Source organism: Enterobacter sp. CPE_E890 (assembly GCF_046521475.1).
GTDB classification, from domain to species: Bacteria; Pseudomonadota; Gammaproteobacteria; order Enterobacterales; family Enterobacteriaceae; genus Enterobacter; species Enterobacter adelaidei.
Genome location: NZ_JBKFZW010000001.1, coordinates 3,922,673 through 3,936,347 on the forward strand (window position 1 = coordinate 3,922,673; position 13,675 = coordinate 3,936,347).

Annotated in this window: 15 protein-coding genes; 5 read left to right on the forward strand and 10 right to left on the reverse strand. The window is 58.1% G+C overall.

The window, feature by feature from the left end:
* Entirely contained in the window at positions 1-1,014 is a 1,014-nt protein-coding gene (locus tag ACLHV9_RS19430; RefSeq protein WP_028016827.1) for a LacI family DNA-binding transcriptional regulator, read from the reverse strand.
* A 214-nt stretch (positions 1,015-1,228) separates the two neighbouring features.
* On the opposite strand from ACLHV9_RS19430, the gene ascF reads away from it, so the two are divergent.
* Both ascF and ACLHV9_RS19440 read left to right on the forward strand, forming a co-directional pair.
* Positions 1,229-2,680 (forward strand): PTS cellobiose/arbutin/salicin transporter subunit IIBC, encoded by a 1,452-nt coding sequence (gene ascF, locus ACLHV9_RS19435; protein ID WP_028016828.1) that lies wholly within the window; start codon positions 1,229-1,231, stop codon positions 2,678-2,680.
* 18 nt (positions 2,681-2,698) lie between these two features.
* A complete protein-coding gene (locus ACLHV9_RS19440; RefSeq protein ID WP_028016829.1) occupies positions 2,699-4,123 on the forward strand; it encodes a 6-phospho-beta-glucosidase in 1,425 nt (474 codons plus the stop codon).
* A gap of 81 nt (positions 4,124-4,204) precedes the next feature.
* Here the strand turns inward: ACLHV9_RS19440 and hycI are convergent, their stop codons facing one another.
* The 9 genes from hycI to hycA form a co-directional block, all read right to left on the reverse strand.
* Complete coding sequence (hycI, locus tag ACLHV9_RS19445; protein WP_028016830.1) at positions 4,205-4,660, reverse strand: hydrogenase maturation peptidase HycI; 456 nt, start codon at positions 4,658-4,660, stop codon at positions 4,205-4,207.
* Entirely contained in the window at positions 4,653-5,063 is a 411-nt protein-coding gene (locus ACLHV9_RS19450) for a formate hydrogenlyase maturation HycH family protein (protein ID WP_049006110.1), read from the reverse strand. The genes hycI and ACLHV9_RS19450 overlap by 8 nt, the downstream gene beginning before the upstream one ends.
* On the reverse strand, positions 5,060-5,827 hold the full coding sequence (locus ACLHV9_RS19455; protein WP_028016832.1) for an NADH-quinone oxidoreductase subunit B family protein: 768 nt from the start codon (positions 5,825-5,827) through the stop codon (positions 5,060-5,062). The genes ACLHV9_RS19450 and ACLHV9_RS19455 overlap by 4 nt, the downstream gene beginning before the upstream one ends.
* Positions 5,827-6,369: a formate hydrogenlyase complex iron-sulfur subunit gene (locus tag ACLHV9_RS19460; RefSeq protein WP_049006115.1), complete on the reverse strand. Its 543-nt coding sequence runs from the start codon at positions 6,367-6,369 to the stop codon at positions 5,827-5,829. The genes ACLHV9_RS19455 and ACLHV9_RS19460 overlap by 1 nt, the downstream gene beginning before the upstream one ends.
* A gap of 9 nt (positions 6,370-6,378) precedes the next feature.
* Positions 6,379-8,088 (reverse strand): formate hydrogenlyase subunit HycE, encoded by a 1,710-nt coding sequence (gene hycE / locus ACLHV9_RS19465; RefSeq protein WP_028016834.1) that lies wholly within the window; start codon positions 8,086-8,088, stop codon positions 6,379-6,381.
* A gap of 15 nt (positions 8,089-8,103) precedes the next feature.
* Positions 8,104-9,027, reverse strand: coding sequence for a respiratory chain complex I subunit 1 family protein (locus ACLHV9_RS19470; protein WP_407220992.1), 924 nt, complete (start codon positions 9,025-9,027; stop codon positions 8,104-8,106).
* Position 9,028: 1 nt separating this feature from the next.
* Positions 9,029-10,843, reverse strand: a complete 1,815-nt coding sequence (hycC, locus tag ACLHV9_RS19475) for a formate hydrogenlyase subunit 3 (RefSeq protein ID WP_407220993.1) — start codon at positions 10,841-10,843, stop codon at positions 9,029-9,031.
* The gene (locus ACLHV9_RS19480; protein WP_028016837.1) at positions 10,840-11,448 is read right to left on the reverse strand and encodes a 4Fe-4S dicluster domain-containing protein; all 609 of its coding nucleotides are present in this window, start codon (positions 11,446-11,448) and stop codon (positions 10,840-10,842) included. The genes hycC and ACLHV9_RS19480 overlap by 4 nt, the downstream gene beginning before the upstream one ends.
* Before the next feature lie 70 nt (positions 11,449-11,518).
* Positions 11,519-11,983: a formate hydrogenlyase regulator HycA gene (hycA, locus tag ACLHV9_RS19485; protein ID WP_028016838.1), complete on the reverse strand. Its 465-nt coding sequence runs from the start codon at positions 11,981-11,983 to the stop codon at positions 11,519-11,521.
* Positions 11,984-12,193: 210 nt separating this feature from the next.
* On the opposite strand from hycA, the gene hypA reads away from it, so the two are divergent.
* From hypA to ACLHV9_RS19500, 3 genes are read left to right on the forward strand one after another with little or no spacing between them, the layout of a single operon-like run.
* Positions 12,194-12,544: a hydrogenase maturation nickel metallochaperone HypA gene (gene hypA / locus ACLHV9_RS19490; RefSeq protein WP_128347337.1), complete on the forward strand. Its 351-nt coding sequence runs from the start codon at positions 12,194-12,196 to the stop codon at positions 12,542-12,544.
* A gap of 3 nt (positions 12,545-12,547) precedes the next feature.
* Entirely contained in the window at positions 12,548-13,411 is an 864-nt protein-coding gene (gene hypB / locus ACLHV9_RS19495) for a hydrogenase nickel incorporation protein HypB (RefSeq protein WP_208594094.1), read from the forward strand.
* Positions 13,402-13,674, forward strand: a complete 273-nt coding sequence (locus ACLHV9_RS19500; protein WP_028016841.1) for a HypC/HybG/HupF family hydrogenase formation chaperone — start codon at positions 13,402-13,404, stop codon at positions 13,672-13,674. The genes hypB and ACLHV9_RS19500 overlap by 10 nt, the downstream gene beginning before the upstream one ends.
* Position 13,675: the final 1 nt, after the last annotated feature.

Genomic DNA, 13,675 nt, shown 5'->3' on the forward strand with positions numbered 1-13,675 from the left:
TCAACGATGAGGGCCGTCAATGACGGAGCCACGCAGGACAAGCTCGCCGGAGAACGTTTGCTGATATTTAAACTCCCCGCCGTCGAGCATAAAGATCAGTCGGCTGATGGTTTCTTTGATCATCTCCGTCACCGGAATGCGAACGCTGGAAAGCGACGGCACGATATAAGGCGCGATGGCCACGTCGTCAAAACCGATTACCGATACCGCGTCCGGGGTGACCACGCCGCTGTCGTGCAGCTGCTTCATGGCACCGATTGCCATATCGTCGTTACTCGCTACCAGCGCCGTAAAGGTTGCCCCCCGAGCCAACAGCTCGGAAACCGCCGCTGCACCACTGGCCGGGTTCCACTTACCCTGCGCAATCAGCCCTTCGTGTAGCGGAATACCGTGCTGAACCAGTGCGTCCTTGTAGCCGGAGAGACGTTCAACCCCGGTGGGTGAATCCAGCGAACCAGTGATAAATGCGATCTCTCTGTGCCCTTTCTCAATCAGCTGCGACACCGCCTCCTGACAGGAAGCTTTATGATCGGACCAGACGCTGTGGCTGCTGTTTTTCCGCAAGCGGCGGTTAAGCACCATAATCGGTTGCTCACACTTCTCGACGATCTCATCCATCTCATCCACGCTCAGGAAACGCGGGTAGATAATCACCGCATCGCAACGCATATCGAGTAAATACTGGATCGCCTCACGCTCTTCATCAGCGCTGTGCTTGCCGTCAGCAAGGATCAGCTGCCGCCCTTTTTCTTCTGTCATCCGCGCGGCGTTAAACAGCAGTTCGCTAAAGTAGACGCCGTGATACAGGGTGTTTGTCACTACCAGCCCCAGCGTCTGGGTGCGTTTGGTCGCCAGGTTGCGCGCCAGTAAATTCGGGCGATAGCCGCTCTCTTCAATGGCCTGAAACACCCGGTCTTTGGTCTCCTGGCTGACATAGCCATTTCCCGACAGCACCCGGGATACCGTTGCTTTCGAAACGCCTGCCCGCTTCGCCACTTCAAGCATCGTGGTCATCTTGTTATTCCGTCTGAAACTGATGGAGCGCAGTGTACTGCACTGCAGAAAAATTGTCGCAGCGATGAAATCACGCTTTTTGCACCGCCTGGTGATCATCATCACGAAATGAAAAAATGGTCGAAATGTGATCTTGTTTCATTCAAAGAAACTCATGATGATTATGTGGAACCGGTTTCCTACATTTCTCACAACGATAACAGGATCTCATCCGATGGCCAAAAATTACGCTGCGCTGGCGAATGATGTCGTCAGCGCGCTGGGCGGCAAAGAGAACATCGTCGCCGTCACCCACTGCATGACGCGTCTGCGCTTCGTCCTGAAAGACGAAAGCCTCACCGACGCTGCGCGTCTGAAAAGCATTAGCGGCGTGCTCGGCGTAGTGCGCAACGACAACCAGTGCCAGGTGATCATTGGCAACACCGTTTCTCAGGCCTACCGCGAGGTAGTCAGCCTGCTGCCAGCCGACCTGCAGCCTGCATCACCGGAAGGTCCACAGAAATTGACATTGCGCCGCATTGGCGCCGGGATCCTGGATGCGCTCATCGGCACCATGTCGCCGCTGATCCCGGCGATCATCGGTGGCTCGATGGTTAAACTGCTGGCGATGATCCTTGAGATGACCGGCGTGCTGCCTAAAGGCGCGCCGACGCTCACCATTCTCACCGTGATTGGCGACGGTGCCTTCTTCTTCCTGCCGCTGATGGTGGCGGCCTCGGCAGCGGTGAAATTCAAAACCAACATGTCGCTGGCGATCGCCATTGCAGGGGTTTTGGTTCATCCGAGCTTTATCGAGTTGATGGCGAAAGCCGCGCAGGGCGAGCATGTTGAGTTCGCCTTCATTCCAGTAACGGCGGTGAAATACACCTACACCGTGATCCCGGCGCTGGTGATGACCTGGTGCCTGTCGTACATCGAACGCTGGGTCGATCGCATTACCCCGGCAGTGACCAAAAACTTCCTCAAACCGATGCTGATCGTGCTGATTGCCGCCCCGCTCGCCATTGTGCTGATTGGGCCGCTGGGGATCTGGATCGGTAGCGCCATCTCCGCGCTGGTTTACACCATTCACGGCTATCTGGGCTGGCTCTCCGTGGCGATCATGGGAGCACTCTGGCCGCTGCTGGTGATGACCGGGATGCACCGCGTCTTTACGCCAACCATCATCCAGACCATTGCCGAAACGGGCAAAGAAGGGATGGTCATGCCGTCGGAAATCGGCGCCAACCTCTCCCTTGGCGGTTCGTCTCTGGCGGTAGCCTGGAAAACCAAAAACCCGGAGCTGCGCCAGACGGCGTTAGCGGCGGCAGCCTCTGCCATCATGGCGGGGATCTCTGAACCCGCGCTGTACGGTGTAGCGATACGGCTGAAACGTCCGCTGATTGCGAGCCTGATCAGCGGTTTTATCTGCGGTGCGGTGGCCGGCATTGCCGGACTTGCCAGCCATTCGATGGCAGCACCAGGGCTGTTTACCAGCGTGCAGTTCTTCGACCCGGCGAACCCGATGACCATCGTCTGGGTGTTCGGTGTCATGGCGCTGGCGGTGGTGCTGTCGTTCGTTCTGACCCTGATATTAGGTTTTGAAGATATCCCGGTCGAAGACGATGCTGAAAAAGCGCGCGCCCTCCAGAGTGCCCCGGTACAGAGCAAAGCAGCAAAAGCATAAATTGAGAGTGAGGTAAGAATGTCTGTTTTTCCAAAAGGATTTTTATGGGGCGGCGCGCTTGCCGCCAACCAGAGTGAAGGCGCTTATCGCGAAGGCGGCAAAGGGCTCACAACGGTCGATATGATCCCCCACGGCGCGAATCGTCTGGCGGTAAAGGTCGGTAAGGAAAAGCGGTTTTCGTTGCGTGACGACGAGTTTTACCCAAGCCATGAAGCGATTGATTTTTATCATCGCTACAAAGAAGACATCGCCCTGATGGCGGAGATGGGGTTTACGGTGTTCCGCACCTCAATTGCCTGGAGCCGCCTCTATCCAAATGGCGATGAGCCGCTGCCCAATAAAGAAGGTATTGCCTTCTACCGCGCGGTGTTTGAAGAGTGCAAAAAGTACAACATCGAGCCGCTGGTGACCCTCTGCCACTTCGACGTGCCGATGCACCTGGTGACGGAGTACGGTTCCTGGCGCAACCGCAAGATGGTCGATTTCTTCGCCCGTTACGCCCGCACCTGCTTCGAGGAATTTAATGGTCTGGTGAAATACTGGCTGACCTTCAATGAAATCAACATCATGTTGCACAGCCCGTTCTCTGGCGCGGGCCTGGTATTTGAAGAAGGCGAAAACGAAGATCAGGTGAAATATCAGGCCGCACACCACGAGCTGGTGGCGAGCGCGCTGGCGACCAAAATCGCCCACGAGGTAAACCCGGAAAACCAGGTCGGCTGCATGCTGGCGGGCGGGAATTTCTACCCGTACTCCTGCAAGCCAGAAGACGTGTGGATGGCGCTGGAGAAAGATCGCGAGAACCTGTTCTTTATCGACGTGCAGGCGCGCGGCAGCTATCCGGCCTACTCCGCCCGCGTGTTCCGCGAGAAAGGCGTGGTGATTGTGAAAGATCCTGGCGACGACGAACTGCTGAAAAACACCGTCGATTTTGTCTCGTTCAGCTATTACGCTTCGCGCTGCGCGTCGGCAGATATGAACGCGGGCAACACCAGCGCCGCGAACATCGTGAAATCCCTGCGCAACCCGCATATTCAGGTGAGCGAATGGGGCTGGGGCATCGACCCGCTCGGCCTGCGCATCACCATGAACATGATGTACGACCGCTACCAGAAGCCGCTGTTCCTGGTGGAAAACGGTCTCGGGGCGAAAGACGTTATTGATGAAAACGGCGAGATTAACGACGACTACCGCATCAGCTATCTGCGCGAGCATATTCGCGCGATGGGTGACGCGATTGAGGACGGCGTGCCGCTGATGGGCTACACCACCTGGGGCTGCATCGACCTGGTGGCCGCCTCAACGGGCGAGATGAGCAAGCGCTACGGGTTTGTGTACGTTGACCGCGACGACGCCGGAAACGGCACGCTGGACAGGAAACGCAAGAAATCGTTCTGGTGGTATAAGAAGGTGATTGCAAGTAACGGGGCGGATCTGGAGTAGACTGTTTTGCCGGGTGGCGGCTTCGCCTTACCCGGCCTACAAAAGCGTAGGCCCGGTAAGCGTAGCGCCACCGGGCGCTGTTCAGAGCCGGGAAAATCCCCCGTCCCCACACCATCCGGCAAGCCGTGAATAGACCACTTCGACCGCCGCTTTCACCGGCGGCGTCATCGGGTAATAAAACCCAACAATGTCCGGCTGAATCCCCAAAAACAGCACCTCGCCCACGTCGTCTTTAATCTGATCGACCAGGTAGTTCAGCGGCATATTGTGGGTGGTCATCATAAACATCTCGGCGATGTCATCCGGGTCAATCAGGCGGATCTCGCCGGGGTTGAGCCCCATATCCGTGGCATCAACGATCAGCAGCCTGTCCGGGTGCAGCTCACGAATAGCAACCACGTCGTTTTCCGGCGCGCTGCCACCGTCGATGACCACCCAGTTACCCTGAGAATTTGCCGCGCACATTTCTGCCAACAATGGGCCTGCACCGTCATCGCCCATCATGCTGTTGCCAACACACAGTAAAACGTCAGTCACGTAATCTCCTCACCATCAGGTAGATGGCGCTCTCCTGATGAATATCGTGCAGCATGCTAAGCAGCGTTTTGCTCCAAGCCTGCTGCTCAGGGGTTTGCCTGTTCAGCGCCGCGTCAAACGCGTTCGCCAACATCGCAATGTGGTTGGCGTCGATGACGATCTCGCCGTACTTCGGCACGCCTTCCATCTTGCGCCGCGCCGTGCTGCCCTCCTCCAGCGTGGCGATCCACGCCAGATACTCGGGCCACGGGCAGCTTAACGCCGTTTCCAGGCAGTCAATCACCCCGAGGTGATGCCCAATCGCCAGGCTGTAATAGACCACCTGCTGCGCCGCATCCGGCGTGGCATCGTTCTCATCAATAAACTTACGGCTCAGCTGACTGAACACCACCGTTTCACTCATCGGATACGCGCCTCTTCCACGATGTTGTTCAGGTTTGCCACAATCTCATTCAAACGCGGATCGTTCTCCGCCTCCAGCCAGCGTGCCACCTGATGCTCACCCTGGCTCAGCAGACGCAGGTAATCGTCGGCAATCTGACGACCATAGCGGTAGCCCGCCAGTTTGCGCGCCGTGCGATCGACCTTCACCCGCAGCGGCTGCACCATGTCCGGGTGCAGGATGGTCGCAGGCTGGTTATCAAGCTCCCCAGGTTCACGAGCATGAATTTTCTGCTCCAGCAGGCCAAGCGCCATGGCAAAACCGTACAGCGTTGCGGCAGGTGTCGGTGGGCAGCCCGGAATGTAAACATCCACCGGCACGATTTTGTCGGTGCCACCCCAGACGCAATACAGATCGTGGAAAATGCCACCGCTGTTGCCACAGGCTCCATACGAGATACAGATTTTCGGGTCAGGCGCAGATTGCCAGGCGCGCAGCGCAGGCGAGCGCATGGCGCGGGTGACGGCGCCGGTAAACAGCAAAATGTCGGCATGGCGCGGAGACGGTACAACTTTGATGCCGAAACGCTCGGCGTCAAACAACGGCGACAGGGTGGCGAAGATCTCAATCTCGCAGCCGTTGCAGCCGCCGCAGTCCACGCGGTAGACATAGGCCGAGCGTTTGATTTTTTTCAGCAGCGACGCCTTCATGCTGGCGATGGATTCATCCACCGTCATCGGCACCGGAATGCCGTTATCGTCGCGCGGGCCCAGTAGGTTTTCCATCAGCTGGCCTCTCTCATATGGCGGGTAATATCAATGCGGTCGGACGGCAGCAGGCACTTCTGGCGCTTACACTCCGGGCAGGTTTCAAAGCTTTCACGATGATGTTCTGCACGAGCGTCTCCGTTGTGCTGCAACAGCGCGATGGCATAGTCGATCTCTTTTTGCACGGCGAATGGACGCTTGCAGACGCGACAGTTACACAGTTCAAAGCGCGACTGCTGCAGGAAATCTTCTTTCTTCCATACCGCCAGCTCATATTCCTGTGACAAGCGGATTGCGACAGTCGGGCAGACCTCTTCGCAGCGGCCACAGAAGATGCAGCGCCCGAGGTTAAACTGCCAGGCCAGTTCACCGGTTTTGAGGTCCGTTTCCACCGTCAGGGCATTCGACGGACAGGCGTTTACACAGGCCGCGCAGCCGATGCACTGCTGCGGATTGTGCTCCGGCTTACCGCGAAAGTTTTTATTCACCGGCATCGGCTCCAGTGGATAACTGCTGGTTACCGCGCCGGTTTTGATGACTTTTTTAATAAAGGTAAACATGACGAGTCCTTATTTCAGCGGCGAGTTCTTACGCTCAATGCTGTAGCGCTCAAGTTCTTTGTACGGCACCACCTGGCTTTTCTTCTTGCGCACATCCACCACCGTCATACGGTCGGTACAGGAGTAGCACGGATCGAGGCTGCCGATGATTAGCGGCGCGTCGGAAACCGTGTTTCCGCGCAGCATATAGCGCAGGGTTGGCCAGTTGGCGTAGGTCGCCGCACGGCAGCGCCAGCGGTAGAGCTTCTGGTTGTCGCCGGTCATGCTCCAGTGGATGTCATCCCCACGTGGCGCTTCGGCGAACCCCAGCGCGAAGCGGTTTGGAATGTAGGTGAAACCTTCAACCATCAGCGGGCCGCCCGGCAGATTATCCAGACCGAAGTCGATCATGTTCAGGGCGGTGAACACCTCATTGATGCGCACTTTGAGGCGAGAGATAACGTCGCAGCCCTGCTCGCTGTGCACGGTCATCGGCAGCAGGCCATAACCGACGAACGGGTGATCGGCACGGGTGTCGCGGGCGTGGCCGCTGGCGCGCACCATCGGACCCACGTTGCTGAAATCACGGGCGATTTCAGGGTCAAGACGACCAATCCCGACGGTACGCTGCTCGATGTTTGGCGTGCTGAGCAGCATGTCCACCAGCTCCTGCACGTCGCGACGCATCTGCTGCGCCAGCTGGCGGGTCTGGATCATGTCGTCTTTCAGCAGGTCACGGCGGATCCCGCCGATCAGGTTCAGACCGTAGGTTTTACGTGCGCCAGTGAGGATCTCCGCCATCTTCATCGACGCTTCACGCACGCGGAAGAACTGCATAAACCCGGAGTCAAAACCGACGAAGTGGCAGGCCAGGCCGAGGTTCAGCAGATGCGAGTGCAGGCGCTCCACCTCCAGCAGGATGGCGCGGATCATCTGCGCGCGCTCTGGCACCACAATTCCCATGCCATTCTCCACCGAGGTGGTGTAGGCGGTGCTGTGGGCAAAGCCGCAGATGCCGCACACGCGGTCAGAGAGGAACGTGACTTCGTTGTAGCCCATGCGGGTCTCCGCCAGCTTCTCCATGCCGCGGTGGACGTAGAACAGGCGGTAGTCGGCGTCGATAATGTTCTCGCCGTCGACAAACAGGCGGAAGTGGCCTGGTTCATCGGAAGTCACGTGCAGCGGACCAATCGGCACCACGTTGTTCTTTTTACTGCCCAGCTCGTTGATGAACTCGTAGGTTTCGCTGTCGGTGGTCGGGGCCGGACGCTGGCGGTAGTCCATGCTGTCCTTGCGCAGCGGATAGAGTTCGTCCGGCCAGTCGTCCGGCAGCACCAGGCGACGTTCATCCGGCAGGCCTACAGGCACCAGCCCGTACATGTCGCGCACTTCACGTTCGCCCCATACGGCGGCGGGCACGCGCGGCGTGACGGACGGATACTCCGGTTTGTTTGGGTCCACTTCAACGCGTACGGTGAGCCAGCACTTCTCGAACTGCTCCATCGACATCACGTAGTACACCGCATAGTTGCCACACAGCTGGCGCTCGTCGTTGCCGAACAGCACAGAGAGCCAACCGCCCTGCTGGTAATAGAGAAACTCCACCACTTCCGGCAAATAGTTCACCTTAACGGTGACGGTGATCTGGTCTTTGGTTTGCCAGGACTCCTCCAGCACGACGCCAGGGAAAGCCTGATGTAACGCGGCGAGATACTGCTGACCTTTCTTTTCTTCAGACATAAAAACTCTCTTTAATCACGCCACCAGCAAGGAGACGAACGCTAAAAATGCGAAACCAAAACCGGCCCAGGTGATGCGCGATGTCGCGACAAAGCGCAGACGCGCCATGCTGTTTTCAAACAGGGCAATCACCAACACGCCGACCAGAAGTTTGAGCACCGCAACGACCACGGCCAGCACCAGACCACTCACCGAGAAATGCGTCATCTGTCCCCACGGGAAGAAGACACCGACAAACATCTGCAGCACCACCAGCTGTTTGAGGCTGATGCCCCACTTCAGTACCGCAAAGCCATAGCCGCTGTACTCCGTCAGCGGCCCTTCCTGCAGCTCCTGCTCCGCTTCCGCGAGGTCAAACGGCAGTTTGCCCATCTCAATAAAGGTGGCAAACGCGCAGGCGCACAGCGCCAGAACCAGCGGAATGGAACGGGCCAACGGCCAGTGATAAACGGTGTTAGTGATAAAGCTGATGTGGGTAGAGCCTGCGACCTGCGCCGCCACCCAGAGCCCCAGCAGCAGGATCGGCTCGACGAGCACGCCGAGCATCGCCTCACGACTGGCGCCAAGACCGGTAAACGGACTCCCCGTGTCCAGGCCCGCAATCGCAAAGAAGAAACGGGCGATGGCGAAGAGATAGATAAGCGTGATCAAATCACCCAGTACCGGCAACGGTGAACCCACCGTCACCACCGGCAGCGCGGTGGCGATGGTGAGCATCACGCCCACCATCACAAACGGTGTCAGGCGGAAGACCCAGCCTGCAGCATCCGGGGCCACGCTCTGGCGAGTGAGCAATTTGAAGAGATCGCGGTACTCCTGCAGCACGCCAGGCCCGCGACGGTTGTGCATTCGGGCGCGCGCCACGCGGCTCACCCCGGAAAGCAGCGGCGCAACGGCGAATAACACCAGCGCCTGAAGTAGTGCCAGTAACAAACTCATGTCAGGCTCCTCGTGAAATCACAATCACTACCAGCACCGCCAGCTCGATAACGGCCAGACGGCGGAACAGCGCAGGCACGGCAGCACTCTGCCAGCCAGGGATCCAGGCCACCGGGTTCAGCCAGTGACGCAGCTTCAGCACGGCAGCAAAGTTCTCTTTCACCGGCATGGCAAAGCCGTGGGCGGTGATCACCATTGATTGTTCATGTTCATAACCGCAGGCCCACGCCGCACCGCGCGAGCGGGAGGCGAGTCGGTCGCGCTTGAAGAACAGCATAAGAATGAATGGCAGCAGCGGCGCGGCAATCAGCAGCAGCGCGATCATGGGCTGAGAGACGGTGGTATTCGCCACGGTCAGCGGCAGCGGAATAGCGCTTCCCAGCAGCGGCAACAGCCACGGCGCAGCGACGCCGCCCGCGATGCAGCACAGCGCCAGCGCAACCACGCTCCCCCCCATCAACACCGGTGCACAGCAGGCATTTTCAGCTTCGCGGGTGCGCGGCGCGCCGAGGAAGGTGACGCCGTAGACTTTCGCCATACACATCACCGCCAGCGCCCCGGTAATCGCCAGCCCGACCGCCAGAAGCGGCCCCAGCAGACGGGCGATAAACGCGTCGCTCTGGCCGAGCGCGAAGAAGGACTGATAGATCACCCACTCCCCGGCAAAGCCGTTGAGCGGCGGCAGCGCCGCCATCGCCATCAGACCGACCAGCATCGCCAGTGAAATCACGGGCATCTTTTTGCCAATGCCGCCAAGCTTTTCGATATCGCGATGGCCAGTGCGGAACCAGACGCTCCCCGCGCCCAGGAACAGCGTGCTTTTAAACAGGCTATGGTTAATCAGGTGATAGAGACCGCCGATAAAACCGGCGGCAATCAGCGCCGGTTGATTGAGCGCTAACCCGGTCACGCCCGCGCCAATACCGAGCAGGATGATGCCGATATTTTCCAGCGTGTGGTACGCCAGAAGACGCTGGATATTATGCTCCATCAGGGCGTACAGACCGCCGACGAACGCGGTGATCATCCCGGCGATCAGCAGCACGACGCCCCACCACAGCGGCGGTTGTCCGCCGGTCAGCGTAATCGCCAAAATGCCGAACAGACCGACCTTCATCACCACCACAGAAAACAGCGCGGCAGCAGGTGCGGAGGCATTCGCATGCGCCTGCGGCACCCAGCCGTGCAGCGGGATGATCCCGGCAAGCAGGCCAAAGCCAATCACGCCCAGCAGCCAGACGTCATTCCCCAGCGGATGGCCGTTGAGTGCGGAGAGGTCCAGCGTGCCGAAGCGCTGCCACACCAGCCAGCAGGCCAGCGCCAGCAGCAGCGTCCCGAGACGGCCCAGCGCAAACCACAGTTTGCCGGAGGCGCTGCAGCCCGTCAGGAAGACACCACACAACGCCATGATCTCCGCCATCACCACCAGAGCCCCAAGGTTACTGGCGATAACGGTACAGACCGCCGTTGCCAGCAGCAGGTTGACCAGCAGGCCGTTGGCTTTAGTATTCTGGTGGCGGTTCCAGTCAATATTGAACAGACTGATAAACAGACCGCACAGGCCAAACGTCACCAGCCAGATGGCATTTAGCGGCGTAATCTCCACGGTGTGGCGAATCAGCGGCATCACGGCCTCTACGGATTGACCACCGAGCAGGACGACACCGCCCGCCGCCAGCGTCATCAGGCTACCGACCGCCCCGCCGATTCCGGCGATCCAGCCGCTCAGGGTTTTATGCAAAGAGAAGATCAGCGCCAGTACTGCGGCGGCGGTAAAGTACGCCACGGCGCTGTTGATCATGGTTATGGCGTTCATTTCGCCTCCTCATTAAGCGCCTGCAGAAGCGAAAGATCGCCAAAATCGCTATTGATGGTCAGCTCACGTTTACGCTTGCTGGTGCGGGCGATATCGCGGATGTTAACCAGAATCAGCGCTTTGGTCGGGCAGGTGCGTACGCACGCTGGACCTTGCTCATCAAAGCTGCACAGGTCGCATTTCACCGCGACGGCACGAATGCCGGGGACCCAGTCAAGCAGCGTACTTACCTTCGCGGGGGCCGGGGGCGCAGGAGGGGCTTTCGGCGTGTTGGCATTAGCCGGAATATGCAGCGGGCGGCTGCCGGAAAATTCAATCGCACCGAACGGGCAGGCAATGCCGCACAGCTTGCAGCTCACGCACAGGCTTTCGTTCAGCTGGACAGCGCCATCAACGCGAGTGATGGCATTCACAGGGCAAACACCCGCGCAAGGGGCATCTTCACAGTGATGACAGAGCTGCGGGGCAGACTCTTTTTCATTACGCATGATGTGCAGACGCGGCATGGACTGCAACCCATGCAGGCGATGCGTTTCCGAACACGCCGCCTCACAGGTTCGACAGCCAATACAGACCGTCGAGTCAGCAATTACAAAACGGTTCACCGGGTTATCCTCTGGTGATAGTCATTTTTGACGAAAAACTGTCTTGTCGACATTTCTCGACACGTAAGAGTCAGGCCACATTCGCTGAGGCATGCCCATCCATCAACTGCGCCAGATTGACCGGGAGATCGTGTTCAACGGCGGCGTATAAACCGTCATAAACTGGCGCAATTTTTTCCAGATAGTGCTCCAGCACCTGCTGGCGATCGCGGTTACTGACGTGACCATCCACCATGCCGTCTGCCATCAGCTGTGCCTTCGCAATACACTGTTTTTCACCATCTTTTGTCTCGAGGTAGTACTCGATGGTGTGGCTGTTGAAGTTATCCGCCAGGGTAACGTTGATGGTGAAATGGCCGAAGAGGACAAAGCGCATATCACCTTGTGCCGCGCAGCTCATTGCGTGGTGAAGACGTGCTTTCGACAGGGTGATGCCCTGAACCAGAGAGTTGCAGTACAGGTGCCACTGGTCCTGTAATTGCTGATGGCGCTGCGCGATGTAATCCGCTTTTTCGCTGATTTCCCAAATAGTCATAAAAGGTATCCGGTTAATGGAGATAGCGGCTGTTAAGCAGATTCCATGCCAGTTTTTATTATGTTGATTTTAAATGATTTTCAACAAGAGACACCTGTCAACTCCACGGTGTCGACGTGTCATTTCGACAGCGTTGACATCGTCACCCCTTAACAAAAATCAAGCTGGCATTGTTATTGCATTACCGGGGCAATTCATTGAGGAGGCGTTATGCACGAAATCACCCTCTGCCAGCGGGCTCTGGAACTTATCGAACAGCAGGCAGTGCAAAACCACGCGAAACGCGTCACCGGTGTCTGGCTGAAAGTCGGGGCATTTTCCTGTGTCGAGACCAGCGCCCTGACCTTCTGTTTTGAGCTGGTATGCCGCGGCACGCTGGCGGAAGGCTGCGAACTCCATATTGAGGAGCAGCAGGCAGAGTGCTGGTGTGAACAGTGTCAGCAGTACGTCACCCTGCTCTCAACGAAGGTTCAGCGCTGTCCGCAATGCCAGAGTGCCGGGCTGCGCATCGTGGCGGATGACGGCATGCAGATCCAACGACTCGAAATCGAGAAGGAGTAAATTATGTGTAGCACCTGCGGTTGCGGCGAAGGCAACCTGTATATAGAAGGGGATGAACATCGTCCTCACTCCGCGTTTCGCTCCGCGCCCTTTTCACCCGCTCCACGCCCTGCATCGGCATTAACCGGTATCATTTTCACTCCTCAACAATCTGACGCGGGTGATCTGCATTACGGTCACGGCGAAGCGGGGACGCATGCGCCGGGCATCAGCCAGCGCCAGATGCTGGAAGTCGAAATCAACGTGCTGGACAAAAATAACCAGATCGCCGCCCGCAACCGTGCCCGTTTTGCTACCCGCAAACAGCTGGTGCTGAATCTGGTCTCCAGCCCTGGGTCCGGCAAAACCACGCTGCTGACAGAGACCCTCAAACGCCTGAACGAGCGTGTCTCCTGTGCGGTAATCGAAGGCGATCAGCAGACGGTTAACGACGCCGCCCGTATTCGCGAAACCGGCACGCCTGCCATTCAGGTCAATACAGGCAAAGGCTGCCACCTGGATGCGCAGATGATTGCCGACGCTACCCCGCGTCTGCCACTGGCAGATAACGGCATCCTGTTTATTGAAAACGTCGGCAACCTGGTTTGCCCGGCGAGCTTTGACCTCGGTGAACGGCATAAAGTGGCCGTGCTTTCGGTGACCGAAGGCGAAGACAAGCCGCTGAAATACCCGCATATGTTTGCCGCCGCGTCCATCATGCTGCTGAACAAGGTTGACCTGCTGCCATACCTGAATTTTGACGTGGATAAGTGCCTGGCGTATGCCCGTGAAGTCAACCCGGACATTAACATCCTGCTGGTGTCCGCCACGCGCGGCGACGGTATGGAAAGCTGGTTGAACTGGCTGGAGAGCGAACGATGTGCATAGGCGTACCGGGACAAATTCACGCCATTGACGGGAATCAGGCCAGAGTGGATGTGTGTGGATTATTACGCGATGTAGACCTGACGCTGGTCGGCAGTGTTGATGAAACTGGCGCTTCACGCCTCGGCCAGTGGGTGCTGGTGCACGTGGGGTTTGCCATGAGCGTGATTAACGAAGCGGAAGCGCGCGACACGCTCGATGCGCTGCAAAATATGTTCGACGTAGAGCCTGACGTGGGCGCTCTGCTGTACGGCGAGGAGCGATAGC

Excerpts from the sequence above, each read along its gene's own strand:
- ACLHV9_RS19430 (WP_028016827.1), bottom strand. The coding sequence starts at position 1,014 with ATGACCACGATGCTTGAAGTGGCGAAGCGGGCAGGCGTTTCGAAAGCA.
- ascF (WP_028016828.1), top strand. The coding sequence starts at position 1,229 with ATGGCCAAAAATTACGCTGCGCTGGCGAATGATGTCGTCAGCGCGCTG.
- ACLHV9_RS19440 (WP_028016829.1), top strand. The coding sequence starts at position 2,699 with ATGTCTGTTTTTCCAAAAGGATTTTTATGGGGCGGCGCGCTTGCCGCC.
- ACLHV9_RS19450 (WP_049006110.1), bottom strand. The coding sequence starts at position 5,063 with ATGAGTGAAACGGTGGTGTTCAGTCAGCTGAGCCGTAAGTTTATTGAT.
- ACLHV9_RS19455 (WP_028016832.1), bottom strand. The coding sequence starts at position 5,827 with ATGGAAAACCTACTGGGCCCGCGCGACGATAACGGCATTCCGGTGCCG.
- ACLHV9_RS19460 (WP_049006115.1), bottom strand. The coding sequence starts at position 6,369 with ATGTTTACCTTTATTAAAAAAGTCATCAAAACCGGCGCGGTAACCAGC.
- hycE (WP_028016834.1), bottom strand. The coding sequence starts at position 8,088 with ATGTCTGAAGAAAAGAAAGGTCAGCAGTATCTCGCCGCGTTACATCAG.
- ACLHV9_RS19470 (WP_407220992.1), bottom strand. The coding sequence starts at position 9,027 with ATGAGTTTGTTACTGGCACTACTTCAGGCGCTGGTGTTATTCGCCGTT.
- hycC (WP_407220993.1), bottom strand. The coding sequence starts at position 10,843 with ATGAACGCCATAACCATGATCAACAGCGCCGTGGCGTACTTTACCGCC.
- hycA (WP_028016838.1), bottom strand. The coding sequence starts at position 11,983 with ATGACTATTTGGGAAATCAGCGAAAAAGCGGATTACATCGCGCAGCGC.
- hypA (WP_128347337.1), top strand. The coding sequence starts at position 12,194 with ATGCACGAAATCACCCTCTGCCAGCGGGCTCTGGAACTTATCGAACAG.
- hypB (WP_208594094.1), top strand. The coding sequence starts at position 12,548 with ATGTGTAGCACCTGCGGTTGCGGCGAAGGCAACCTGTATATAGAAGGG.
- ACLHV9_RS19500 (WP_028016841.1), top strand. The coding sequence starts at position 13,402 with ATGTGCATAGGCGTACCGGGACAAATTCACGCCATTGACGGGAATCAG.